This is a genomic window from Mucilaginibacter sp. P5_A4 (genome assembly GCF_056400605.1).
Map to the genome: position 1 here is coordinate 107,733 of NZ_JBFUKX010000007.1, position 26,191 is coordinate 133,923.

The 26,191-nt window shown below is 41.5% G+C and carries 13 protein-coding genes; 3 read left to right on the top strand and 10 right to left on the bottom strand.

Going from position 1 to position 26,191, the window contains the following annotated elements; translation table 11 throughout:
- Positions 1–18 precede the first annotated feature (18 nt).
- Positions 19–462 carry a Crp/Fnr family transcriptional regulator gene (locus AC1DQW_RS06925; RefSeq protein ID WP_477453455.1) on the top strand — a complete coding sequence of 148 codons (444 nt, stop codon included), beginning with the start codon at positions 19–21 and terminating at the stop codon, positions 460–462.
- 6 nt (positions 463–468) lie between these two features.
- Here AC1DQW_RS06925 and AC1DQW_RS06930 read toward each other — a convergent pair whose 3' ends face one another.
- Positions 469–651: a DinB family protein gene (locus AC1DQW_RS06930; protein ID WP_477453456.1), complete on the bottom strand. Its 183-nt coding sequence runs from the start codon at positions 649–651 to the stop codon at positions 469–471.
- Positions 652–2,348: 1,697 nt separating this feature from the next.
- On the opposite strand from AC1DQW_RS06930, the gene AC1DQW_RS06935 reads away from it, so the two are divergent.
- Entirely contained in the window at positions 2,349–4,724 is a 2,376-nt protein-coding gene (locus tag AC1DQW_RS06935; RefSeq protein WP_477453423.1) for an ABC transporter permease, read from the top strand.
- Between the two features lie 500 nt (positions 4,725–5,224).
- Here the strand turns inward: AC1DQW_RS06935 and AC1DQW_RS06940 are convergent, their stop codons facing one another.
- The 8 genes from AC1DQW_RS06940 to AC1DQW_RS06975 form a co-directional block, all read right to left on the bottom strand.
- Positions 5,225–5,539, bottom strand: coding sequence for a hypothetical protein (locus AC1DQW_RS06940; RefSeq protein WP_477453424.1), 315 nt, complete (start codon positions 5,537–5,539; stop codon positions 5,225–5,227).
- A gap of 345 nt (positions 5,540–5,884) precedes the next feature.
- Positions 5,885–7,705 (bottom strand): glycoside hydrolase family 35 protein, encoded by a 1,821-nt coding sequence (locus tag AC1DQW_RS06945; RefSeq protein WP_477453425.1) that lies wholly within the window; start codon positions 7,703–7,705, stop codon positions 5,885–5,887.
- Between the two features lie 46 nt (positions 7,706–7,751).
- Positions 7,752–10,184 (bottom strand): glycoside hydrolase family 2 TIM barrel-domain containing protein, encoded by a 2,433-nt coding sequence (locus AC1DQW_RS06950; RefSeq protein ID WP_477453426.1) that lies wholly within the window; start codon positions 10,182–10,184, stop codon positions 7,752–7,754.
- A gap of 18 nt (positions 10,185–10,202) precedes the next feature.
- Entirely contained in the window at positions 10,203–11,738 is a 1,536-nt protein-coding gene (locus tag AC1DQW_RS06955) for a glycoside hydrolase (RefSeq protein WP_477453427.1), read from the bottom strand.
- A gap of 46 nt (positions 11,739–11,784) precedes the next feature.
- Positions 11,785–13,284 carry an RICIN domain-containing protein gene (locus AC1DQW_RS06960; protein WP_477453428.1) on the bottom strand — a complete coding sequence of 500 codons (1,500 nt, stop codon included), beginning with the start codon at positions 13,282–13,284 and terminating at the stop codon, positions 11,785–11,787.
- A gap of 77 nt (positions 13,285–13,361) precedes the next feature.
- Positions 13,362–15,062, bottom strand: coding sequence for a RagB/SusD family nutrient uptake outer membrane protein (locus AC1DQW_RS06965; RefSeq protein WP_477453429.1), 1,701 nt, complete (start codon positions 15,060–15,062; stop codon positions 13,362–13,364).
- 13 nt (positions 15,063–15,075) lie between these two features.
- Positions 15,076–18,273: a SusC/RagA family TonB-linked outer membrane protein gene (locus tag AC1DQW_RS06970; protein WP_477453430.1), complete on the bottom strand. Its 3,198-nt coding sequence runs from the start codon at positions 18,271–18,273 to the stop codon at positions 15,076–15,078.
- A gap of 863 nt (positions 18,274–19,136) precedes the next feature.
- Complete coding sequence (locus tag AC1DQW_RS06975) at positions 19,137–23,327, bottom strand: hybrid sensor histidine kinase/response regulator transcription factor (RefSeq protein WP_477453431.1); 4,191 nt, start codon at positions 23,325–23,327, stop codon at positions 19,137–19,139.
- 552 nt (positions 23,328–23,879) lie between these two features.
- Between AC1DQW_RS06975 and AC1DQW_RS06980 the strand changes: the two genes are divergently transcribed.
- Positions 23,880–24,878, top strand: coding sequence for a glycoside hydrolase family 43 protein (locus tag AC1DQW_RS06980; protein WP_477453432.1), 999 nt, complete (start codon positions 23,880–23,882; stop codon positions 24,876–24,878).
- A 181-nt stretch (positions 24,879–25,059) separates the two neighbouring features.
- On the opposite strand, the gene AC1DQW_RS06985 is transcribed toward AC1DQW_RS06980, so the two are convergent.
- On the bottom strand, positions 25,060–26,172 hold the full coding sequence (locus AC1DQW_RS06985) for a glycoside hydrolase family 43 protein (protein WP_477453433.1): 1,113 nt from the start codon (positions 26,170–26,172) through the stop codon (positions 25,060–25,062).
- Positions 26,173–26,191: the final 19 nt, after the last annotated feature.

Consider the following 26,191-nt stretch of genomic DNA (forward strand, 5'->3'; position numbering starts at 1 on the left):
ATATCAAATAAAAATATTATTGGTCAGGGAACTGTTGTAAAAGGCTGCCTCCGCATGTATACGGTCGGTAACGACGGGACAGAGCATATACTAAGATTTGCAGCAGAAAACTGGTGGATCAGCGACCGCGAAAGTTATAATAACGGCACTCCGTCCAAATGTAACATAGATGCTCTGGAAAATTGTGAGTTTATTTTAATCGATAAGCCTGCTTTCCTCCACCTGTTGACGACAATACCTAAGTTAAAAAACTTTATAGACAGTCTTTTAGCAAGAAGTTACGATGCCATTCAACATCGGGTAATAGATACGATCAGTTACAGCACCGAAGAAAAATATCAGCATTTTATAACCCGGTTTCCGGACATATTTTATCGTGTTCCTTTGCACATGATTGCTTCATATCTTGGCCTTTCGCGGGAAACTTTGAGTCGTGTCAGAAGCCATTCAGTTCATAAATAACTTTCTTTATCTGCATTTAGTTAAATAGCCGTCAAAGAAAACTAAATTACCGGCTAGTCTTTCACACGGAATCGTGTTATTTTGAATGTAATAGGTAACCAGGTCAACAGATGAAAATTTATCATTGCCGGCCTGCCGCAGCAGGGTGACCAATTGCCCCCGATGGTAAGTAGAGTGGTTAATGAAAATGGTACCCTATTTTGATTTCAAATGAAAAAAAGTGCTTTTAGAGCGCCTAATAGCATGTAAATGATTCGCAAAAGGATCAAAAATCATCCCAGCGGGATCGCCGCTTCCTTCAAAATAGTTAACTGCTTCTCTCCTACCGTTGTTGGAATATGTTCTATTTTGAACCAAATGAAAGTTTGTAAATCCATAGGCTTCATTTTAGCCTGTCAATACTCCTCTATAAATGGTAATATCCCAATCCTTTAATGGGATTGGCTTTCTTTTGATAAAAGCGTTTACCAAAAGGAGTTCTTTACAGTTTCAATTCTATATCCTAGGCTTTTCAGATCACAGTTTTCACTAGGTTGATGCGATCTAATATTTAAATTAAAACGCTGCAACATTAATCTTGGTTAGCGGTCTCATCAATTAAAACAAACACACATGGGTCAAAAAAGATGTTTAATATTTAATTATCTGCGATTAGCTCTATTGGTGGACATTCTGGAAGGCTAGACCAGTCTATTCCGTGCTCTTTAGAGCACCGAGTTGTGTCGGCAATAACAAAAAACTCAGTTAATAGTCAATTAATTAATACGGTCAAAGTGTTTCGGAACAATTTGTTTGCAATTCGGGAAGGAGGTAGTCAATTGCTCCGGAATGTCCACCCTTCTACTACATGGACAGCAACAGCTATCCACCAGGCTTACTCAATGTAGATGTTTTAAAAAAACTGTCCAGTTTAATTAATGAGCGGGAAATTGTGGATGGGAGAAAGAATGGTAAAACTGTAGTTTTCAAATTTGTGAAAACGGATATATCGTTGTTATGATATATGGAAAAAAACAGATAAATATTGCATCGGCACTTTGAGCATTCGTTTCGTGCACCTTAAATTTAAAAAAAGGTGTCGAACATGCTAAAGTCAATCACAATAATTTGATATACTTACAAAATCTAATGCAGGCCCCCGCCTGCAATTGTGATAAGGTTTAGGTTTAAGTCCCCGGCGGCGAGCGTTTAGGGGACTTTATTTTTAAGGATATGATATTCCATATTAAGGCACAAATGTAAATGTAAAGCCGAGAAAGATTTTTATTTCACCCTTAGAAATTGTATATTTATATGTTCAATATTTTGAAATAACTTATTGAGAATTAATTGTGAATTTGTAAAATAGCTTTTATAATTAGTTGATTATAAAGCATATAAGAAGACAGAGCATACGACTGAAAATCCTTGTGTCGCTGGTTCGATCCCAGCTGATACCACAAACGTTCGCAAGTTGCTAAACACTTGCGAACGTTTTTCGTTTATAGTGGTATAGAACAATTTGATTAAGTTCTCTCATCTAAAAGGATCAAGTGGAAATCTTGGATCAAGCAGAACTGGAAGGAATAAAAAAAGTATTTGTTTGCAATAGACTAACAATACCAATATCTTGTCATCTGCATGCGAAACACTTGTCCACCTGATCTTACCTATAGCGGTCTAATTTTTAAATTTATCAGGCATAATTTTTAAATATGAGAAAATTTGCAGTTATCACTGATGAATTTACGGGTCAAGATTCGCTCGAAATCGAACACCGCCTGTTCGCTATTGATACAAAGCATCACTTTCACCCTATTTAACAATCTGATAATTAACCAATTAACAAATGGCATAGTTTTGATTAAGAACGACTGTACCGATCAATTAATTGTACTATAACCATTATGATAAAAAACTATTTAAAAATTGCCTGGCGCAATTTGATAAGAAGTAAATCGCATTCATTTATCAATGTAGCGGGCCTATCTATTGGCATGGCTGTAGCTATACTGATCGGATTGTGGATATGGGACGAACTATCTTTTAATAAATATCATCAAAATTATGACCACATTACCCGGGTAATGCAACGCCAGACCATAAACGGGGAGGTCAGCACACTGAAAGCGATGCCTATACCTGCTGCCTATCAATTGCGTCAAACCTATAGGGGAAACTTCAAATACGTAGTCCTGTCTTCTTGGACAAATACACATCTCGCATCCTATCAGGGTAAAAGTTTATCCGTAACGGGCAATTTTATGGAACCCGAGGCCCCTGATATGCTCACCTTAAAAATGATCAAAGGAACAAGATCTGGTTTAAAAGATCCGTCATCTATTTTGCTTTCAGAAACCGTCGCCCAAGCTATTTTTGGTAATGCCGACCCAATAGATAAGGTCATTAAATTGGACAGCCTAAATCTGAAAGTAACTGGTGTATATCAAGCGTTGCCTGCAAATACATCATTTAATGAAGTATCATTCGTAGCACCCTGGAAAGCGTATGCCCGTACTGAAGAGGTACGGCAGGCAGAAGGAAACTGGAATCATAATTCATTTCAAATCTTCGCCCAGATTGCAGACAATGCTAACCCTGTATCGCTGTCATCAAAAATCAAAGATATCAAATTCGATCAGGAAGATAACGACGGCAAAAGATTGAAACCCGAGTTATTGCTTGATCCGATGAGCCGCTGGCATCTGTATTCAGAATTTAAAGACGGTGCAAACATTGGGGGTAACATTAAATATGTATGGCTTTTTGGTATTATCGGCATTTTTGTCTTGTTACTTGCCTGTATTAATTTTATGAATTTAAGCACTGCACGATCAGAAAAGCGGGCTAAAGAAGTTGGTATCAGGAAAGCAGTAGGGTCAGTTCGGAGTCAGTTAATCATGCAGTTTTTAAGTGAATCTCTGCTTATGGCCTTGTTGGCCTTTATCTTATCTCTATTACTGATACAGTTTTCACTTCCCTTCTTTAACGAGTTGTCCGGGAAACAAATGTATGTTCTGTGGAAAGAACCCGTATTTTGGATATTGGGGACCAGTTTTGCGATCTTCAGTGGTTTACTTGCAGGTATTTATCCTGCCTTTTACTTATCATCTTTTAATCCGGTTAAGGTATTAAAGGGAACGTTTCGCATTGGCAAAATGGCCAGCTTACCCAGAAAGACGCTTATTGTTATTCAATTTACATTTTCCGTGCTCATGATCATCGGGACGATAGTTGTTTTCCGTCAGATTCAATATGCCAAAAATCGCCCGATTGGTTACAACCGGACAAACCTCGTCATGATAAGGCCTTACTCGGAAGATATCCACAATCATTTTGAATCATTCCGAAATGATTTAATACAATCCGGCGTAATTACCGAAATAGCAGAATCCGGAAACCAGATAACCCGGGGCAGCAGAACAAGCGGCGGCCTGGCCTGGCAAGGAAAAGATCAAAATATGGCGGATGAATTTGCAACTTTTGCCGTTACATCACAGTATGGTAAGGCGGTAAATTGGCAGCTCAAAGATGGTAAGGATTTTTCTCAGTCGTTAGCATCTGATCAATTTGGCCTGATTTTAAACGAAACGGCTGTGAAATATATGAGACTAAAAAATCCGGTTGGCCAGATCATATCCTGGAACGACAAAAAATATACAGTATTGGGAGTAACCAAAGATATGATTGTTGAATCGCCCTATGAACCTATCAAGCCTACAATTTTTTATATCTCCACAGAACCCGGTATAATTAACGTGAAGATAAATCCAAAAACAAGTGCCGTCCAGGCCCTGAATACCATGGAAGCCATTTACAAAAAATATGCGTTAGGACAGCCTTTTGATTTTCAATTTGTTGATCAGGAATATGCAAAGAAATTTGGCAATGAAGAGCGTATTGGCAAATTGGCAAGCTCCTTTGCCGCGCTGGCCATCTTCATCAGTTGTTTAGGTTTATTCGGGATGGCATCCTTTATGGCCGAACAACGCACTAAGGAAATTGGCGTACGGAAGGTTTTGGGAGCAACTGTTTTTAATTTATGGTCGCTTTTGACGAAGGACTTTATCTCGATGATCATCATCTCGATCATGATCGCATCTCCTGTTGCCTATTACTTTATGCATAACTGGTTGCAGAGTTATAGTTTTCATGCCCGTATGGATTGGTCGATATTTGTAGTAACGGCCGCTGGCGCTTTGACAATTACCCTACTTACAACCAGTATTCAGAGTGTAAAAGCGGCATTAGCTAATCCAACAAAAAGCCTTAAAGCGGATTAACTGCAGATCGACAATTTTAACAAAGGGGAATGATTCTTCGGCCATTCAATTAACCAAGGCTATCTCATTAATCCTATCAAGCCTATTGCTTGCGCAGGCAATAGAGTATTAATCACCGTTGATGATCATCCTGATCCCAAGTAGCTGTAATCATGGGGTTGAATAAATAAAGGCCAGTGATTAGTCGCCAAACATCACTGGCCAACAATCAGGTTTAAATCCATCACTGTGGACATGGCACTTAAGAACGCTGTGGGAAAGCTAACAGGTTTGCTTATTTTAACCACAGCTGGTTTATATCTAATAGTAAGAGAATAATTTATATCCTTACTTTTAACCTTCAGTGAAATTGTATGAGGGGCTCCGAAGCGAACTCCCTGTAATTGATTAAGCGCTCGGTATTAAATATCCGCTCACGCACTGTTAATAAATGTTTCAGTGGATTAATTGATATCAACTGAAAGGAAAGCCGGGTTTCATCTTTTGCCGATACCCGGCCTTTAATTTGTAATCCACCCTGAAACAAAGAATAGAAAAATCAGTACCTGCGGCCTTCCAGTCGTAAAATTCATTCCAATTGTTGTGACCATGAAAATAAGCCTTAATCTCTGGGTGACGTTCAGAAATAGGCCGAGACCTATTTCTTCTTGAATAATATATTTTATCAGTGGCTGATCATAATTATCAGCCGTTGTCAAATCCAAATCCATTAAACGCAAATCAGATAGGAAATAGTTCGAGATTTGTACAGTAGCCACCACACTTTCAAAAGCCTGTTTTCTAACGAAAACGGGCTTTTTTATGTTGCTAGGCATATTTTAGCGCATTCTCTTCTATATGTTCAATCGTGTGATTAGCGATTTAACAAGTTTTTTGTTGAACTGAAGGGGTTTTGCCGCAAAAACATCGATGATTGTTTCACAAAGATCAGCCATTTTTCTCTGGTCCTAAGAGGGTGATGAGCAAACACTTCACTGATAGAGGGTGTTCTAAACGCCCCCTCTGAATAAATGAGATTATGTTTGACCCCCCCTTGCAAGCAGTTCTCTGCGATACCGTAACCGTCTTGGTTTTTGTATTTCCAAATGTTACTGGCCTAACTCTTTATTAGCAGCCCCCCATTTAGCTCGTCTTATGCTGCACAATAAACATTCTTTACGTTACATTGCACTTAACACCGGCTTACTTAATCCGGTCAGGTTTCGCTCCCCTGGTTTAATTAACTCTAATACAACAATTTCGTTCGTTTTTTTAAGCCATTCGGCCGGTAAATAAACCGTTTGTTGCGGACCGATATTCCAGTACCTGCCTAAATTGTGGCCATTTACCCATATTACGCCTTTGCCCCAATTGCTCATATCAAGGTAGGTGTCACCGATAGTATCCAGGTTAAATTGTCCTTTTTTAATAACCGGCGATTGTGCGTTTTCTGTTTGAATGCCAAATTTTACCGCACTCAAATTACTAAAAGGTAGAGAATACGTTTTCCATTTCAGTAATTGATTACCGTCAAAAAGCACGTTTCCGGTAATACCTTTTTTGTTTTGCAACAGATATTTACCAAAATTAATGCGACCCAAATTCTCAACAAGTATATCAAGTGTTACTTTGCCTGCCGGTAAAGTAAGCTGTAAACTATCCTGTCTTAGTCTGCGGTCAAGGGTCCCTATTCTTTTCCCATTTACCATTACTACCGCATAATCTCTTAATCCATCAAGCTTGATAAAACCACTTTTGCCTCCTTTAATTGTGGTGCGATACAAAACAAAACCATAGTCCTGGTGCAGGTCTTCAAAAGTAAGCGGGTTTAAGCTTTCCTTAGGTATTGGTAATGTATTCAATAAATTTACAGTTTGCTTAAGCTGAATTGATTTTATGCTGATAACAGGTTTAGCTGCAGGAACCGGGGGCAATTGTACACCGGCAGGCAAATGCTTTGCAATCACATTCCGGAAGCCCATAAATTTTTCGGTAGCATTGCCCGCTTCATCTAACGGGGCATCATAATCATAACTGCTGATCTGCGGCTCGTAGGGGTCTTTATCGCTATAATTAGCACCGTTCATAAAACCACGGGTTGTGCCGCCATGAAACATGTACATATTAATGGAGATGCCGGCATTGAGTACAGAGTCAAGCTTCGGCAAATACTTTTCGGCTGGAACAGTATGGTGTTGAGTTCCCCACCAGTCAAACCAGGCCGGGTACCATTCGGCAATAAAGAACGGGCCTTTTCCGTCATGGTTTTCCTTTATCAGTTGTTTTACTTTGGCCACATCATCCACGCCGTTAATGGCTGGCAATAGCCCGGGCAGGTGACCGTCTTTAATGGCAGGTTCGGGGTCGCATGTGTACAGTTGACCGTCAAAGCCTGCATCAATGAACATTTTACGATTAAGGGCGAGGTAATTCTTATCACTTCCGTATGATCCGTACTCGTTTTCAATCTGAACCATTAAAATATTACCACCCCGGTTTACCTGTAATGGCGCCAGCTGTTTACCTACCTGCATAATATACTTACGATAGGCCTCCAGGTATTTTGGCTCCGTACTACGCACTTGCAGGTCTTTTTCGTTTTCCAGCCAGTATGGGTAACCACCAAATTCCCATTCGGCGCAAACATAGGGACTTGGGCGTAATATTACCCAAAGGCCTTCCTCCCGGGCTGTTTTAACAAACGCAGCTATATCATTATTACCGGTAAAATCATAATGCCCTTTTTGCGGCTCATGAACATTCCAGAAAACATAGGTACCAATAGTATTAAGTCCCATAGCCTTAGCCATTTTCATGCGCTGGCGCCAGGCTTCACGCGGTACACGGGTGTAATGCATTTCGCCGGATATGATCTGCAGCGGCTTCCCGTCAAGTATAAATGCGGTATCGCTAAGGGAGAAAGTGTGTTTGGCATTCTGGGCTTGCAACTGAGTCGACGCTAACAGGGCAACAAACAGGGACAATAGTTTTATTAGTTTCATAAATTAAAATACAGGTGTTAAATTTTTATAAGGGATTATGTAAGGGCTATTTTACGGTTAATGTTATGGTTGATGATTTGAGGCTACCGGCGCTGAATTCCACTTTCACGTTTCCCGGCTTACCCGTAGTTTGTATATAAGCTAACAAACGTCCGCGCAACGCTTTTCGTTGACTGGCCTGGTAGCTTTCATGACTGCTGTTGCTTCCATTTTCCAATCCCAATAATTTAGCCGGACCAATAATTGATACCGCTACCTCGTCATCCGCGGCAAATACAGGGTTGCCATTTTTATCAGTTATGTATACTTCAACCTGGCTTAAACCTTTTACTCTGCTGGCAAATACGGTATTATCAGCTATAGCTTTAAGCTGATAAGCCGCGCCGGCTGTTTTTATGGTATTGGTGCATACTTCAATACCGTTGTTATATCCTTTAACTAAAAGCTCACCTGGCTGATAGTCTACCGACCATGAAGGTACCTGTCCCTTTGCCGCACTCCGCGATTGTTTACCCAACGATCGGCCATTCAGAAACAGCTCTGCTTCCTGGCAGTTGGTAAAGCAATCAATCTTTATTTTACTGCCTGGCTGCCAGTTCCAAACCGGCTCGGCCGTACGGTGACTCCAGATGCCCTTACCATCGGTGCTGGTAATTTCACGTGTGCCTATGTAGGCCATCGGCTTAGCAGCCCAAAGGCTTTGCCTGAAAAAATACTCGGGCTTTTTAAAGCCGGCCAAATCAATAAGGCCGGCGCCATTACTGCGCTGCGGCCATTTGCCGGCTTCACCAAGGTAATCAATTCCTGTCCAAAGGTATTGGGCCGAGATATATTCATTACTGTCAACAGCGTTCCAGGCCTGTTGTTGCATACCGTTCTCGCTGCCGTAAATGATTCGGCCGGGATATTTTTTATGATCATCCGGATAGCGGTATTCCTGGTAATTATAGCCCACAACATCCAATACATCCGGGAAACCAACCTCGTTCGACATTACCACACCTGCCAATGCAGCAGTTACCGGGCGGGTTTCATCAACAGCTTTTACGGCTTTAACCAGTTGCTTAGCTATCGTGGTAAGCCCGCTGGCGGCAGGATGGTCTGCCAGGTACCCTTTCCCGTAGATCTGCGGATTGCGGCCGGTGTTTAATATTTCATGTGTATAAGGGTCATTAGGGTAATCAATTTCGTTACCGATACTCCACATAATAATGGAGGGATGGTTACGTGCCCTCAGCACCATATCACGAATATCGCGATCGGCCCATTCTTTAAAATATTCATGATAACCATTCTTTGAGGGGGTGCCTGCATTCCAGCCGGATACCCATTTATTTTTGCCTATTTCCCATTCATCAAAGGCCTCATCCATTACCAAAAAACCCATTTTATCGCACAGATCATATAAATAATCAGCATGGGGATTATGGCTCAATCTAAGTGAATTAACACCTGCATCCTTCAATATCCTAAGGCGGCGCACCCAAACTTCCTGCGGGACAGCCACACCCAACGCACCCGCGTCATCATGAATACATACCCCCTTCAGCTTGGTATTTTGCTCATTTAAAAAGAAGCCTTTATCTTTATCAAAACGGATACTACGAATGCCTACATTCTGTGTTACCTCATCAATGGAATTGCCATTGCGGCTAAGCGACACACGGAGTTTATACAGGTGAGGATTTTCGGTGTCCCACAATTCCGGGCCAACTATTTTTTGCCCGAACTCCACCTCCTGTTTTCCGGCTTTTACTCTAAGCTGTTTTTGTACAGATGCAACCGCTTTAAACTTGTAGTTAAACAGGTTCACCTTTACGGTCACTTTTGCATCACCTACAGTGTTGTTGGTAATATTTACTTTAACCTTTACCGTAGCCTGATTGGCCGAAACCGTTGGTGTAGAAAATGCCACGTCCCATGGGTCAACGTGTACCTTATTTTTAACAATTAGATAAACATTCCGGTAAATGCCCGAGCCAGTGTACCATCTTGAGTCGGCAAATTCGCTGTGATCAACCTTAACGGCTAAAGTGTTTTTGCCATTTAAATTTAAATAAGGGCTAAGCTCATACTTAAACGGAATAAATCCATTAGGGCGCTTGCCAAGGTAATGGCCGTTTATCCACACCTCGCTATTCTTATATACCCCATCAAAATAAATGTATACCTGCCTGCCCTGCCAGCTGCTATTGGCAGTAAAACTTTTTTTATACCAGCCTATGCCGCCGGGTAAGTAGCCGGTAGCACTTGCCCATTCATCACTAAATGGCCCTTCGATACTCCAGTCATGGGGTAAGTCAATTGTTTTCCATTGGGTTTCGGCGGCAAGGCCATTAATACCTGTACTGATGTCGCCTTTGTGAAAGCTCCAGGCAGAATTGAATAAGCTAGGCTTACCTGCGTCCTGGGCTCTGAGTATGAGCGGCAGGAACAATATACCGGTAAAAAAAAGAAGCAGACAGATTTTATTTTTCATTTGAGATAGAATAACATTTTATTCGATAACACCGGTCAACGTTATAATAGAGCGGGCCGGTATTATATTCTTAGTTCCTTTTATTTTATCGGCTTTGAGTTCATCTGCCTGCGACGTTATGTATGAGGAGGTAAATTGAACCCTGGCATTGTTTGTGTTAAATCCGGCATTTACATTATCAGGGGTGGGGTTGATAATAACTACAGTTAAATTCTTCCCCTTTTTATATGCGGAAACAAGCAATGGGCTATCCTCCGCGGCGGTAACTTTGGCATCAAGCCTTACAGAACCGGGGGGTATAAACCTGCTGTAATTCCCCATGGCCCAAAGCATTTTACTGGGGTAAAAATTACCATCGGTTTTATTTTTATCTATATAGATGAGGCCATCCTTATAGTCATAAGCCGAAATAGCTGTCCACCACTGCCAGGCCGATGCGTTTGCGGCGGTTAGGTCGGTGTGGATCACCGAGGCTAAGTACAGCGCAGCATTAATACCGAGATCGCGTTTGTTACCGTCTATCTCACCTGCATTATCGCCTAAAATACAATATTCCGATTGCCAGAAATTAAGTCCCTTTATAGTGGCTATACTATCTGCAAGCGCCTTACGGGCTTTTACTGCTGATACCATCGGAGATGTGGTAAAGTAGCTGTGGGCCGCAATTGTTTTGCTCACAGCCGGCAGGTTGCCGATGTAGTTTGCCGACCCCGGTCTGAAAAAATCATTTACCTGGAGCCCTTTCCCCGGCTTATCACCTACGGTAAACAAATAGTTAATGCTCCCTGCCTCACCGATAAGAATTTTTGAACTGATATTATCTTTCACAAACTCTTTTTCGATTGACTTCACCAGGCCCGCTATCTCCGTGTTGTTATAGGGGCATCCTTCCTGTCCGCCATCACTCCAGTCCCATTGGGGCTCATTAACCGGGCTTATATAATCAAATTCAACTTTGCTTACCTGCTCCACTCCTTTTACCACCTTTGCCAGGTATGCCGCAAAGGCATCATATTTGGCAGCGGCAATATTTACTTTACCACCGCTTGCATAAGCTTTACCATTGATGGTAAACTGCACCGGCGGGCTATTATTAAAGCCCAGGAACTGATTTACCCCCCGCTTTTTGGCTGCCTTTAAAAACCATATCTGCCCGGCCTGGTTTTGCCAGTTGTAGCTGCCATCGTTGTTTAAAAATGATTCGGCACGGCGCCATTCGTCTTTAATCCCGCTTTTATCTGCCTGTTGGGTGCTGCCTCCACCAATATTAAACCGCCACAACGACAAGCCAATACCTTTGGGTGAGCCGTCGGCGTATGTTTCACGGCTAAAAAGCAGGTCGGCAATTTTGTTTCGTTTATCATTGGGCCAATTGCCTACAAACTGGCATGACCATGCATCAGAAGCACCAAAGTTATTGATGGTTTGGTACGTTTTTGAAACATTGATATTTACTGTAACCTCCTTAACCTGGCCTATTGCAAAATGAGCAGTTAACCCTAAAGCTATGACAGCCGGGAGGATTTTTTTTATAGTGGATCTTAGTATCATCATATTTAAATAAAACAGTGCGCTGCCGCACTGTTTTATTGCAAAATTATTATTGTTGTACAATTTGCCATTGCTGATTGTTGCCACCATTCCATGGCCATTGTATTATGCCCGCACCATTAGCCACGGAGCCACCGTTAACATCAAGCGCCAGGCTGCTGTTACGGTTAATAGCCTTATATATACCATCGCTGGTTGCAGTAAGCTGCCACTGCTGGTTGTTGCCGCCATTCCATGGCCATTGTATTATACCCGCTCCATTGGCTGTTGAACCGCCGTTAACATCAAGCGCCAGGCTACTGTTACGGTTGGTTATTTTGTAATAACCGCCGCCGTTATTGGTTATTTGCCATTGCTGATTATTGCCGCCATTTTGCGGCCATTGTATGATGCCTGCCCCATTGGCTGTTGAACCACCGTTAACATCAAGTGCCAGGCCGCTGTTTAAATTTAAAAACCGATAGTATGCACCTGTATAAAAGGTATCGGTCCCCCCGGCGCCCACGCCCCAGCTATATTTGATACGGCTTAAGCCTGATGCATTTGTGGTGGATACGGTTAAGCTTGTGCCGGTACCACTCAGCTGCTGGATACTGTAACTATCACCGGTACGAATACCCGGCCAGTAAACAGCTCCCATTCCAAAGGAGCGCACCTGGTTAGTGAGGCCCTGCAGATAAGCTATCTCCACGTCTCCGCCAATTGCACTGGTGTAATTTTTTCCACCGGTCATCGGTACGCCAAATTCGGTTAATACCGCACGGCTGCTGTAGCTGCCTATGTTACCTTTCAACCTGTTTTCCCATTGTAACGCGGTTGTATTGGTACCGTTGCTAAAAAAAGTATAATCATGTATGGATAAAAGGCAACCAGAAAAACGGCTGTCGGCACCTACGCCTGTAATATCCTGCGAGTAAGACGTGCCGCTGATCAGGATCCGGCCCTGGGGTATTGAAGGGTAGTTGCTTAACCATTGGGCGCAAATTGTAGTCCAGTCGGTTAAAGAATAACCATGAGGTTCGTTAAAAACCTCAAAATATACATGTGCGTTACCGCCGTATTTGGTAACAATGGTTTGCCACATTGACCAAAACTCCGTAGTGTTATCAATCTTCCCATCTTCGGATGATTTGGCTTCCCAGTACCCTAATATAACATTCATTCCTTTGCTCAGGGCTTTATCGATAACCCCTGTATAAGAGTTCCACCAGGCTTGTGATACGGTTGAATAATTAACCGGCAACCTTACCGTATTGGCCCCGGTATTGGTTTGAATGCCGGATAATACCGCGTCAGCCTTGGCCGATACTGTAGCATAACTATCTGACGAAGTGAGCCCGCTCAACACCAGGATCCCATCGCTGAAGTTATCGCCATCTGCCGCCCAGTTAACACCTTTAAGCGCGCTTGCCGGTGTTGAGTCTGTTTTAACTGGTTTTTCTCCGGTTTTTACTTCAACTGTTGATGATTGCTTTACCGCGATCATGTCTTTTTTACAGCCTGCCACCACACAACATCCCATCAATAATAAAATACGTAGGTTCTTCATAATTTGGGTTATAGGTTAGTATTTGGTTAAAAAAAGGGGGAAAGAACAAGAAGTTCCTTCCCCCGGTATAATTATTATCAATAGCCGGCGTTTTGCTGCAACTGACCACCTGATGCCTGAATTTCGGCTCGTGGTATTGGCAGCCAGTAGTGTTTAGTTGCAAAGGAACGGCCATCCAACGCTACTTTAGGTGTGTAAACAAAGCTGCCATTGGCGTTTTTGGTTATGATAACCCCGGCGGCCGGCTTATTTTCGGTAACCTCGGCAATCTTCCAGCGACGAACGTCATAAAAACGATGCTCTTCAAAAGCCAGCTCAACGCGGCGCTCATAGCGCACCGCATCGCGCATTTGCGATTGTGACAGGCCTGGGGCCAGATCGGGCATGTTAATACCTGGACGCGACCTGATCTGGTTAATGGCTGCGCGTGCAGATATGGTTGAACCTGCCGGGATAACATCGGGGCCGTACGCCTCATTGGCCGCTTCAGCAAAGTTCAACAGGATTTCGGCATAACGGAAATAGATCCATGGCTGAAAACCAGCATTACCCCAGGGGTTTTGAAGCGGATATGCATCGTTCATGAATTTCTTTAGATAATAACCTGTTTTAGTGGTATTCCAGTTATCAGGTCCATCCTTACTGTCCTTGCCGCCCGGAACAAAAGCGTCTATCGTTTGCCCCCTGTAGGTAGCCCCATTGTAAAGCACGGTTGCCGCAAATCTTGGGTCGCGGTTTACATATGGATGAGTAGGGTCATAACCAGATGTGGGATCAGTGATGGGTTTACCGTCCATCATTTCATAATCATCAACCAGGTTTTGCAGCGGGGTATTACCAGCCCAGCCGCCATAACCGTTTGGACCGTTGGCAATTTCCAGGTGGGTATGGTTAGCGTTTTTGGTGTATAAACGTGCAAAAATGGTTTCGTTGGTTGCATTTGTTAAAAAGAGATTATTATACCCTCCGGCATATATCCCATATTTATTCAGACTGATAACCGCCTGTGCTGCGGTAACAGCATTAGTCCAGCTGCCTGCATTATACAAAGGACTTGCAGCATAAAGCAACAACCTTGATTTTAAAGCCAATGCAGCGCCCCTGGTAGCACGCCCCCAAACCCAGCTGCCGTCATTATCTAAAGGGAGTTTTGAAGCAGCATCATCAAGCTGGGCCACAGCGTAATCAATACTTTCTTTAATACTGGCCCTTTTAAACAGTGCTGGATCCTGCAAATTATCAGTAAGATTAGTCACTTTATCGCTCATTAAAACAACGCCGCCATAATTGCGAATCAGGTCCTGGTAGCGGAACGCCCTTATAAATTTCAGCTCGCCTTCAATACGCGTTTTGTGCCCTGTACTAAAAGGCAGATTCGGCAAAAGACTTAAAGCGTAATTACATTCCCTGATACTCCTGTAGCTACGCCCCCAAAGTACACCGGCGCCGCCTAAATTTTCAGGAGCCAGCTGCCCTCTTTGCACAAGCCAGGTAGCGTCATCATTGTTATAGATCGATTCGTCGGTAAGGGAGCTCCACATACTATATTCAAAACCGCGGCCAAAACCTGGGTTTGAGCCATCACCCTCTTTATCTTGTAACTTGGCTCCTATATAACGGTTGGTTACAAAGGCCTCAAAAACAGCCGTGTCTGCCTCAATGGCCGAAGTAGCTATCCTATCCGTAGGCTGTACATCTAAAAGATTTTTTTTACATGCTGTTATAGTCAGCATACCGCCCATGATAAAATATAGCGGGGTTTTATATTGTAGTTTCATTATCGTCTTCTGATTAAAATTTCACGTTAACACCTAAGTTTAAAATTCTTTGCTGCGGATAAAACTGGCCGCTGCCACTTGTTCCTTCCGGATCGTAGTCCTTCACCTTGGTAATGGTAAACAGGTTGAATGCGCTTGCATATACCCTTAAGCCACCGATTTTAATTTTTGAAAGGAACGGCGCATTGAAATTGTAGCCCAACTGCACATTCTTTAACCTGAAGAACGATGCATCATTAAGCCAGAAAGTGCTATTATATTGTCCGCCGCTTATAGCATTAGATGCCCGGTCGGTTACCCTCGGATAAGTTCCATTGGTATTTGACGGGCTGAACCTATTATCTGCCCAGCTGCTGTAAAAATTACCTACACTACCCGCTTCTGGTAAAACATACTGGCTAACCTGAGCCTGTCCTGAAAACAATACTGATAAGTCGAATCTTTTGTAGGCTGCGTTAACCGTAAAGCCGTAAGTAATTTGCGGGATATTGCCATACTTGGTGCGTGTTTGGTCATCAGCTGTTATTTTACCGTCGCCATTATAATCCAGGTATTTCAAATCGCCAACTTTAGCACCGGTAACGTGCGGGTAGCTGTCAAGGTCCTGTTGCGTACGGAACATACCAATGCTATTGTAAAGCAGGCTGGTACCTAAAGGCAAACCGGTTTGGCGCTGATAGGCTAAAGTACCGCTGGCTTCATCAATAAAAATGATCTTACTTTTAGCGTAGGTAATATTGCCGCTTACACCCCAGGTAAACTCATTGCTGGTGTGGTTGTACCCCAAAGTTACCTCAAAACCCTGGCTGTTAACTTTACCTATATTTTCAGATGGTACCAAAGGGTTGTAATTAGCAGATCCATCATTATAAGGGTTTACAATACCCGAAGAACCGGGCAATGAAGCATTACGGGCAGTAAGAATATCAGATCTTTTTTGTTTAAAATAGATGGCCTCTAACGTAAAGTCATGCAGGAAAGTGGCGTTTATACCTATATCAAGCTTTTTGGCTACTTCCCAGGTTATATTGGGGTTTGCCAGCTTTACCAGGTTAACGTTTGGCTGGATAGTATTTGTATTGGTCGAGGGATCGCCGGCAACAAAGCCATTGTTAACCAAAACATAATTATCAAAATACTGAAAACCGTTCACGTTATCATTACCTAATGAACCGTACGAAGCCCTTAACTTCAGATCATTAAAAAAACCAACACTGTTTTTAAACCAGTCTTCCTTTGAGATCCTCCAACCAACAGAAGCTGATGGAAAATATCCCCATTGCTTCCCACTTGGGAAGATAGAGCTGCCGTCCGCGCGGAACTGGCCTTCAAATAAATACTTTTCGTCATAGGCATAAGCTAAACGGCTAATAACACTACGGCGGTTGTAGTTTGAGCTGTAGCCAGAGTTTAGGTAGTCTGTAGCTGCACCACCACCTTGTGACAGTTCTGGCAATTGTGATGATAAATAGTTAAAGCGGGTAGCATCGAAATACTCCAGGTGATTTTTGCTTTGCTCATAACCAACAAACGCGTTGATGTCATGCAGCCCAAAATTCCGTACAAAGTTAAGCTTGATGTTTGAGGTGATGAGCGATTGGTTATTCTGTGATTCGAACAGCGTAGCCTTATTGTTATTGCCGCCGACTATAACTTTATTATAATTATTTGTGGTTTGATCATAGCTATATAAAATGTACGGCTTGCTAAAGTTTTTATCAAAAGTATTTGATTTATCTACTGAAAAGAATCCATCGAGTGATAAACCTTCAATACCAGGTATAGCATAACTGCCCTTTAAAATAGCGTTTAAAACCTGTGTTGGGTTATTATTTGTTCCGCCAATGTCAGTTACCTGTACAGCAGGGTTGTTGTTTTCGATACCCGTTGTTGGCAAGCCGTTTGGATAATATGCACCAACTATAGGTTTTGCCCTGTATATAGAGCGAAAAACATTGCCTGCACCAACCACAGGGAATGCCCGGTCTTCTTCGCGACCAGAGAGTGATAAACCAACTTTTAACCGTTTGGTAACGTTGGCATCAATATTTGAGCGGAAGTTATATTGGTGATATTTGGTAGCGCCGTTTTTATATAAACCATCCTGGTAAATGGTACCAAGGGATACAAAGTATTTCACGTCATCGCTTCCACCAGCTACAGACAAACTATGTTGATTTTGCAGAGCAGTACTCTTAAGCGTTTGTTTTTCCCAATCGGTGTTTGGATAGTTAAGCGGGTCAGATCCGTCTTTGAATTTTTGGATCTGAGCGGCGGTGTAAGATTGGTTTAAGCCACCGGCAGGGTTCGAGTCATAGTTGATCTCGTTCATGATTTGGCCATAAGTTGCCGCATCCGCCATTTTAGGCAGGCGGGTAGGTGAACTAAAGCCCTGGTTAAAGCTGTAATTAATGGTTGGCTTACCGGTTTTACCTCTTTTGGTAGTAACCAAAATAACGCCATTGGCCGCCCTGTTACCATATATGGCTGCCGATGCATCCTTTAGTACCGACATGCTTTCGATATCATTAGGGTCAAGCCTTTCCAAACCGCCTATCTGACCGGGTACACCATCAACTACAACAAGCACATCATTTTTACCGGTAGTTGCTAAGCCACGAATAGTTATGTTTGAGCCATCATAGCCAGGCTCACCGCTGCGGTTATTGACAATAACGCCCGAAAACCTGCCGGCAAGCGCATTTGAAAGATTGGGTTGGGGGCTTTTAACCAACTCGGACCCTTTAACCYGTGATATTGAACCTGTAAGGGTGGCTTTTTTCTGTGAGCCGTAGCCTACAACTACAATCTCGTTCAAAGATTTGGAATCCCCAACCAACTGTACATTGATGCCTGATTTCCCGTTTACCGCGATTTCCTGCGAAATATAGCCGATAGAACTGAATACGAGATAAGCATTTTGATCCTTCACAGTTATGGAATATTTACCGTTACTATCAGATACCGTACCTTGTGTAGTTCCCTTAACAAGAATAGTGACCCCGGGAAGTGGCAATCCTTTTTCATCTGTTACCACACCCGTTATGGTCAGGTCCGCGTTTTTCAGCCTTTCAGCTGTTATTGCATGCCCCAGGCTCTTCGCATGCCCGCCCAGTGGGGATAAAAAGGCAACAGCACCAACAAGCAGTATACTTAAAGTTCTTCCTGCGTTTCCATGCGGTGAAAATTCCTTCAGTAAATTTTTTCTCATGTTTTAAAATTTTAGGGTTAATTATTGATTAAAAAAACACGTGCAATTTGTTCAGCCGCCAATGGTTTATCACCTGGCTGGCTATAGATCAAATAATAAATAAAGCACGCAGAATTTGGTTTATGGCAGCTAAGGTCGATCAAATCCATATAACCGACGGGTGGTTAATCGTCAAAAAAAAAGGGGTAAAAAGATATTTTAGCTATAAAAACGACAAAAAAATCAGCTTTACTCCCTTCGGTAAATGAATATTAAATGAATTCCTGATGAGTTCAGAAAAGAATTGGTTGTCTGCAGGAACATACTGACGGGATCAACAAGACTGTTTCAAGGGTATCCTTCATTTACCAACGATAACCTTTTTAAATACAAAGTCCTCTTCGTATCATGAAACACACACTATTAGAAAATGCCTGCCGCCAAAGGGTACCTGTAACGTCACAGGTGAACCGTATGCCGAAAGTATTAGTAACCGAAAGTCTCAGAGGCTGATAAGTTTCCAATTAATCCGGCTCTATATATCCCGATATAAATTGATTTTTCTTCAAAAAAGTGTATTTATAGTGAAGACAGGAACACTATATAGAAATTAATTAACAAAAAAAAAAGAAGTAAATCACTTTGCGTTTTAGCGTCTTTGCGCGAGATAAATTCAGATATCGGCCTACAATCCGTCAGCTTGATTTTAATCACAAGTTAATATTTGGGTTTATAATGTTGATTATCAGCCGTATAAGTGTTCCGCTTTTTGTTGATTTTTACAAAGCTTAAGTTATTGATAATCAGCCACAATGCGTTCCAAAGCGTTCGGGGTGTTCCACTGCACTCAAATGGAACACTTAATAAATCAAATTAATAGCTTCTTAGTCTTCCCGCAAATCTTTAAGTGTATTATTGAATTCATTATGTACCATATCTTCAGAAAAAACTTTCCGGTACTTTTTAATATACTGGGACGGATTTATGCCAAATAGCTTTTTAAACTGTTCCCTGAAATATTTGATGTCGTTGATTCCAACAAGATAAGTTGTTTCAAAGACATTATGCCTGGTATTGATCAATATCTCGGCAGCTTTTCTCAGCCTGATAAATCTTATAAATCCGTTGGCAGACTGGCCCGAAATAAATTTGACCTTTTTATACAATGTAGAATTTGATATGCCCAATTCCCTCGCCAGGATCTGAATACCAAAGTCGGGGTTCTTGATATTTTCTTCAACAATCTTTATGCAATTTTCTAAAAAGTTTTTATACTCGGCGGGTATTTTCTGGTTACTTGAGTTAAGCGTAATTTCATTATAAAAGTACTTTTGCAAAGTATTTTTATTTTTTAAAATACCTGCTACACGGGCTTTAAGAATCTCTTTATCAAAAGGTTTACTGATGTAATCATCCGCACCGCCTTCAATACCCTTTAATTTTATATCAGGAGATGAGCTTGAAGTGAGGAGTATAACCGGTATATGACTGATGTTAATATCCTCCCGTATCGCGGCACAAAGCTCTATACCGCTCATTCCGTCCATCATCACATCACTGATCACGATGTCGGGTAAATGCTCCCTGGTAATTAACAGCCCTTCTTTACCATTATCGGCTGAATAAACTTTGTAATCATGTTTGAAAATCATTTTAAGATATTCTCTTAAATCCTTATTATCATCTATAATTAATATTGACTTTAAATCGCCATTAAGGTCAGCATCTTCAAAAAGTAAATTGACATCTTCTGCTTCCGGATTGTTTACAATTTCGCTTTCAACGAGTTCCTGCAAAATAACGGAACTGGTTTCATCGTCTTCGAAAATGATATTGCTCTTTAAATGTTCCTTTCCTTTTAATAAGGTAACCGTAAATCGTGTTCCTCCACCTACAGCACTTTCATAATTTATATTTCCGGAATGATCCTCCACAAATTTTTTAACAAGGAACAAACCGATACCAAAACCGCCGGTTGAAGGATTTTTGATATGTTCCTCCTGGTAAAACTGTGAATATAGCTTGTCGCCCGTCCCCTCTTTAATACCATAACCAGTGTCAATAATTTCAATGTTTACGTTAGCTTCCTGTTCCGTAATCACCAATTTTACACTTCCACCGGCTGGCGTGTATTTTATGGCATTTGACAACAAGTTAAAAAGCACTATTTCCATCTTTTCCCTGTCGGCAAATATTTCAATATGCTCATTTGTGCAATTGAATTCAAAAAACAGGCCTTTAGCTTTTGCCTGATAGGTAAAACATAAAAACACTTCCTTACTTAATTCAACGATGTTAAGCCGGAAAATAGTTAATGCATCCGCCTGCGATTCGGCCTTACGAAATAGAAGCAGCTGATCTACCAGACTTAACAATCTTTTAGCATTTCGATAAACTATATTAAGGCTACTTGTGTCAATCTCGTTTTCATGATATAATAATTCCTTAACAGGGTTTATAATAAGCGTCAAAGGTGTCCGAAATTCATGGGAAATATTGGTAAAAAAGGATAATTTACGCTCATTCAGTTCCCTGTCTTTTTCAGCGGATAATTGGGTGATCTTTATTTCGTACTTCAACCTGGACTGGTTTGCCCGGTAAAGCCGGTAATAATAGATAATAAGGCCTGCCACTGCAATATAGCATAGATATGCCCACCATGTTTTATACCAGGGCGGCAAAATTTTAACTTGCAATGTTGCAAAATCATCAAACCATATGCCGTCCTGATTGGAACATTTGACCCGGAACGTATAATCTCCCGGTTCCAGGTACCGGTATGTTGCTGATCGTTGGTTACCAACAAAATTCCAGGATTTGTCCAATCCTTCCATTTTATAAGCAAAAGCGCCTTTTTGCGGATAAGCGTAGTTCAATGAAGTATATTGAATGGAGAACACCGATTGATCGGGTTGCAAAATCAACTGTTTAGTTTCATTAATCGTTCGCGACAAAACAGCTCCATTTTCGCCGGGATCCCCCACTTCAACCGGTTTTCCGAAAATCTGTAAGCCCGTTATGATAACTTTAGGTTTAAAATTGCTTTTGCTTACTTTTTCTGGCTCAAAAACGTTAAGACCTTCGGTGCCTCCAAAATACATCAGCCTGCTCCGGCTATCATACATAACAGACCCTACATTGAACTGTCCGGCCTGTAAGCCATCTGATTGATCAAAATTCAATACTTTGCCTGCTGTTGGGTCAATGTTGGATATGCCGTTATTTGTACTCAACCATACCGAATTATCGCCGGCCTTTTTAATGGCGTAAATTGTATTATTGGCCAGTTTGTTCCTTTCATTATACTGCTTAAATGTTCGATTCTGGAAATTATAGATCACAAGACCATCACCTTCCGTGCCTATCCAAAGCCTATATTTATTATCCAGATACAATGAAAAAATAACCTCACTCGGCATGTATACCTTTTCTTCTGCGGAATTAAAAAATCGCCGGATCTTTTTACTTTGAACCTCCAAATAGTCTAATCCACCACCATAAGTTCCTATAAATAAGTTTCCTTTATTGTCTTCAATTATTGCCCTTACATCATAGGAACTAAGTGCGCTGTTTCCCGGATTATAATTTGTAAAGGTCTTTGTATCCGGATTGAAAAGACTAAGCCCGCCTCCATTAGTACCAACCCATAAATTCTTGTGGCTATCCTGATAAATAACCCGAACATCGTTCCCGCCGATAGTTTTAATGTCGTCGGCGCTATGACTATAATTGACAAACAAGTCCGCTTTTCTATCATAGCGAAAGAGCCCTTTGGAATATGTGCCAAACCATAAATTATTTTCACGGTCAAGATAACCGGATAAAACAGCATTATCTGTTAGGCTCCCCAGGCGTCCATCTGCGTAATAATGTTTTGCAATACTTCCATCTGGCAAAGCTTTAAAGATACCATCGCCATCGGTTCCAAACCATAACGACCCGTTTGCATCCTGGCACATCCCATAAAATCTGATTAAGCTTTTACCAACAGTATCAGATCTGTTTTTTTGGATCTTCGTAAACTTCTCTCTAATGCTGCTAATCATATAAATCCCCTCCCCATATGTACCAACCCAAATATTCTGGTCGCGGTCAACATATAGGGTTTGTACTGATCTTTGCGTGATATTATAACCATCATCACCGGTGACAGGTGTAAGTGAAAAGTTTTTTAAACCGGAATCGGTAACGGATTGCAATGGCAATTTATACAGCCCGCCATCCTGGAGCCCGATAAGCAAGTTTTTATCTTTATCTTCAATAAGTGAGATATACCTATTGCTTTTTATATTCTTTTGACTGGTTTGGTACCGTATGAACTTATTTAAATTCCGATTATAATGAATCAGGCCGTTACCGGTTGCTATCCAAATATTGTGAAGATGATCTTCAAAAATATCATTAATCCTTCCCGGGGGGAAATCGCGGAGCTGCGAAGAGATATCAATTTTATCTGTGATAATTCCATTTTTCTGATGAAATACATTAATTCCGGCGTCCTGGGTTCCTAACCAAAGCAGTCCCTGCGAATCTTCCAGCATAGAAACTATCCTGTCACTGGATAATTGCGGCAGCTTTGCCCGGTTATAGCTAATAAAAGCGCCGGATTTTGTTTTAAAATAAGTAATACCTAAACCATACGAGGAGATCCAAAAATTACCATTTTTGCTCTGTATGATATCGTTCACATCATTTTTTTTTGTTCGGTTGGATGTAAACCTGTAATGATAAAACCTTTCGTTTCTTGTATCCAGCTTGCTTAAGCCATCCCGTGATGATACCCAGATATAACCGGCGTGATCTGAAAATATTTTCTGAACATAGTTACTTGACAGTGCGGTAGAATCGCCTTGCTTTGCCTTGAATACTTTAAAAGTAGAGCCATCAAACCGGTTTAATCCGTCATTTGTGGCAAACCAGATAAAACCCTTTTCATCCTGGGTAATACTATTTACGATACCAAAAGAAAGACCATCTTTTAGTGAATACTTCAGAACTTTATTCTTTATGGGCGCCTGCCCGTAGCTTATCGAAATAAAAACCTGGAGCAATACCAACAACCAAAATCTCTTCATCACATTTATCTCAACGATTTATTAATAAGAATAAATAACAAGTAGCCTGGTGTTCGCTAACCTGAAGGTGTATTACTGAAATTAAACCGTTTGTATTATCTCCAGTCTTTCAAATCCATTAAACAAAGTTCAAAAAGACAGAAAGAATCATTGCTTACAATTATTATCGAAATAACACTTAGTTTTATAAATAAACAATTAATTTTAGAAATATTGTTCCATTTTAGTAAAACGCCATAAACTAAAACAGCAAAAAAATCAATATTTATGCTCTTTTTAAAGACAAATATGAGCAGATTATCCATCACCGAAATGCCCCCTTTTACATTGTAATTTAATAAATATTTGAGGTCCAAACAACATCCCGCCGACTGCCTTGGTAAAGTAAAGATTGAACCACATTTAGCCAATGTATTTTGGAGTGATATTAGTGGTGAGATACCCCACCTAATGGAAAAATCGAAGTTGAAATCTTCCATAAAACAACCCTACATTCGTATTTAGCCAATATTAAAAAACCATAAATAAACAGAATGCCAAATTTTTATTGATATGAAAAAGTCTTTTTCCCTTTTATATTTTTTGTTGATTTTTTCACTCACCGTTTTCGCTCAGCAAAGAATTAATATCCCGAGGAAAAATTTTCCGCTTGATTCCATCCAGCTTAGCGATCCTTGTATCCTCGCAGACCCTAAAACTACCATGTATTACATGACAGGGACCGGCGGCATGCTCTGGAAAAGCAAAGATCTCAAATTGTGGGACGGCCCCTTCCAGCTTACAAAGACCGATCCCCAGTCCTGGATGGGGCCTCGCCCAATGATCTGGGCTGCGGAATTGCATGAGTATAAGGGCAAGTATTATTACCTTGCTACCTTCACTAACCGTGACGTCAAGATTGATACAGTAAAAGGTAATGTCATAGAACGCCGCGCATCTCATATATTGGTCAGCGATCAACCGGACGGACCTTATGTGCCAATGCAAGAGGCTACTTATTTGCCCGCTAACAAACCAACGCTGGACGGAACATTTTGGGTGGACAAAGACGGGAAGCCTTATATGATATATTGCTATGAATGGTTACAGAACTGGAACGGGACTATCGAGAAAATAGAACTGAAATCTGATTTGAGCGGCTCAGTGGGAACTGGGAAAGTATTATTCCATGCCAGCGATTCCCCATGGAGCAGGGAAAAGGATGAAAATGGGAATGTCCATCCCAATAAGGTTACAGACGGTCCATACGTGTTCCGTACCCAAACAGGACGCCTGGGTATGATCTGGACGAGTTGGGTGTATGACGTTTATACGCAAGGCGTGGCCTATTCTTCAAGCGGTACGCTCGACGGCCCCTGGGTACAGGAGAAAGAACCTATTACCCCGCCTAATTTCGGACATGGCATGCTATTCAAAACATTCCAGGGCAAACTGTTGATGGCAGTACATAGTCACCAGAATATTAATGGCCGGTACCGCCGGATACCCCATTTGTTTGAAGTAGACGACTCTGGTGATAAGTTGATTGTGCGTGGCCTTTATACTCCCTGAAGATTTGGAATACAGCTAAGGGGAATAAAAAATGACTGCCAGGAGTAGTTTTTTTATTGATAATCTCAACTAAAAAAAGCCTGTTTTCTTTCGAAAACGGGCTTTTTTATGGTTTCGGCATATTTTTGCGCTATCTCTTACACCATCCAGTTGATCAGGAGATTTATAGTAATCCTAAAGCTTAATTGCGGCTGAAAGGATCGATCAGTTTAATAGAACCATTCGCATTATGCTGCAGTTCAGTTACCTTAATATTTCTTAAGTGGGTTTTGCCCGATAGTTCGGTATCATGATAAAATATATACCACTTTCCTTTTATTTCGATTATAGAATGATGGGTGGTCCAGCCCTGAACCGGTTTCATGAAAACACCTTTATAAGTAAAAGGCCCCAGTGGGCTGCTACCGGTAGCATAGCACAACAGATGTGTATCACCGGTTGAATAGGTGAAATAATATTTACCATCGTATTTGTGCATCCATGACCCTTCAAAAAAGCGGCGGTTATGGTCTTTGGTCAGCAAAGGTTTACCCAGGCTATCCAAAATAACCACGTCCTTTACTTTGCCATCAAAATTCTTCATATCGGGTTTAAGTAAAGCCACCTTGCAACTGATGGCAGGTGCATCCTCTTGTTTCGAATCAGTTTTTGAACCATCGGCCTCATATTTCCCGGTTATCCATCGTTGCAATTGTCCACCCCAGATACCACCAAAATACATGTATGTTTTGCCATCAGTATCGGTAAACACGGCAGGATCAATGCTGTAACTACCTGCAATTGGTTCGGGATCAGCTTTAAAAGGACCTGCCGGGTTAGCTGATGTGGCAACACCAATATGAAATACATCTTTTTTATCCTTAACCGGGAAATAAAGATAATAGGTGCCGTTTTTATAAGCAGCATCAGGTGCCCATAATTGCCGGCCAGCCCATGGAATGTCTTTTATGTCGAGCCCTACCCCATTATCTGTAAGTTTACCACCAATGCTATCCATAGAGAGGATATGATAATCTTTCATCGCGAAGTGATCGCCGTTATCATTTTCGGGAATCCCCGCATCAATATCATGTGAGGGATAGATATAGATTTTACCGTTAAATACATGAGCCGAGGGGTCGGCTGTGTAAATAGAGCTGATAAGGGGTTCCGCAAGGTATTTCACTTTCTTACTGGTGTCGGCCTTGCTGCTATCTGCATTATCGGCTTTTTTACCTGTTGAAGTACATGCGTTTAAAAAACATGCTAAAAATAAGGCAATGGTTAGTTTTGATGTTGTAATTTGATTGCTCATTGGCGGTTAATTTATGGTG

Bases quoted from the DNA above. Each gene is read 5' to 3' on its own strand.
- AC1DQW_RS06945 (WP_477453425.1), bottom strand. From the start codon at position 7,705: ATGAAACTAATAAAACTATTGTCCCTGTTTGTTGCCCTGTTAGCGTCG.
- AC1DQW_RS06950 (WP_477453426.1), bottom strand. From the start codon at position 10,184: ATGAAAAATAAAATCTGTCTGCTTCTTTTTTTTACCGGTATATTGTTC.
- AC1DQW_RS06960 (WP_477453428.1), bottom strand. From the start codon at position 13,284: ATGAAGAACCTACGTATTTTATTATTGATGGGATGTTGTGTGGTGGCA.
- AC1DQW_RS06985 (WP_477453433.1), bottom strand. From the start codon at position 26,172: ATGAGCAATCAAATTACAACATCAAAACTAACCATTGCCTTATTTTTA.
- AC1DQW_RS06940 (WP_477453424.1), bottom strand. From the start codon at position 5,539: ATGCCTAGCAACATAAAAAAGCCCGTTTTCGTTAGAAAACAGGCTTTT.
- AC1DQW_RS06955 (WP_477453427.1), bottom strand. From the start codon at position 11,738: ATGATGATACTAAGATCCACTATAAAAAAAATCCTCCCGGCTGTCATA.
- AC1DQW_RS06980 (WP_477453432.1), top strand. From the start codon at position 23,880: ATGAAAAAGTCTTTTTCCCTTTTATATTTTTTGTTGATTTTTTCACTC.
- AC1DQW_RS06965 (WP_477453429.1), bottom strand. From the start codon at position 15,062: ATGAAACTACAATATAAAACCCCGCTATATTTTATCATGGGCGGTATG.
- AC1DQW_RS06935 (WP_477453423.1), top strand. From the start codon at position 2,349: ATGATAAAAAACTATTTAAAAATTGCCTGGCGCAATTTGATAAGAAGT.
- AC1DQW_RS06975 (WP_477453431.1), bottom strand. From the start codon at position 23,327: ATGAAGAGATTTTGGTTGTTGGTATTGCTCCAGGTTTTTATTTCGATA.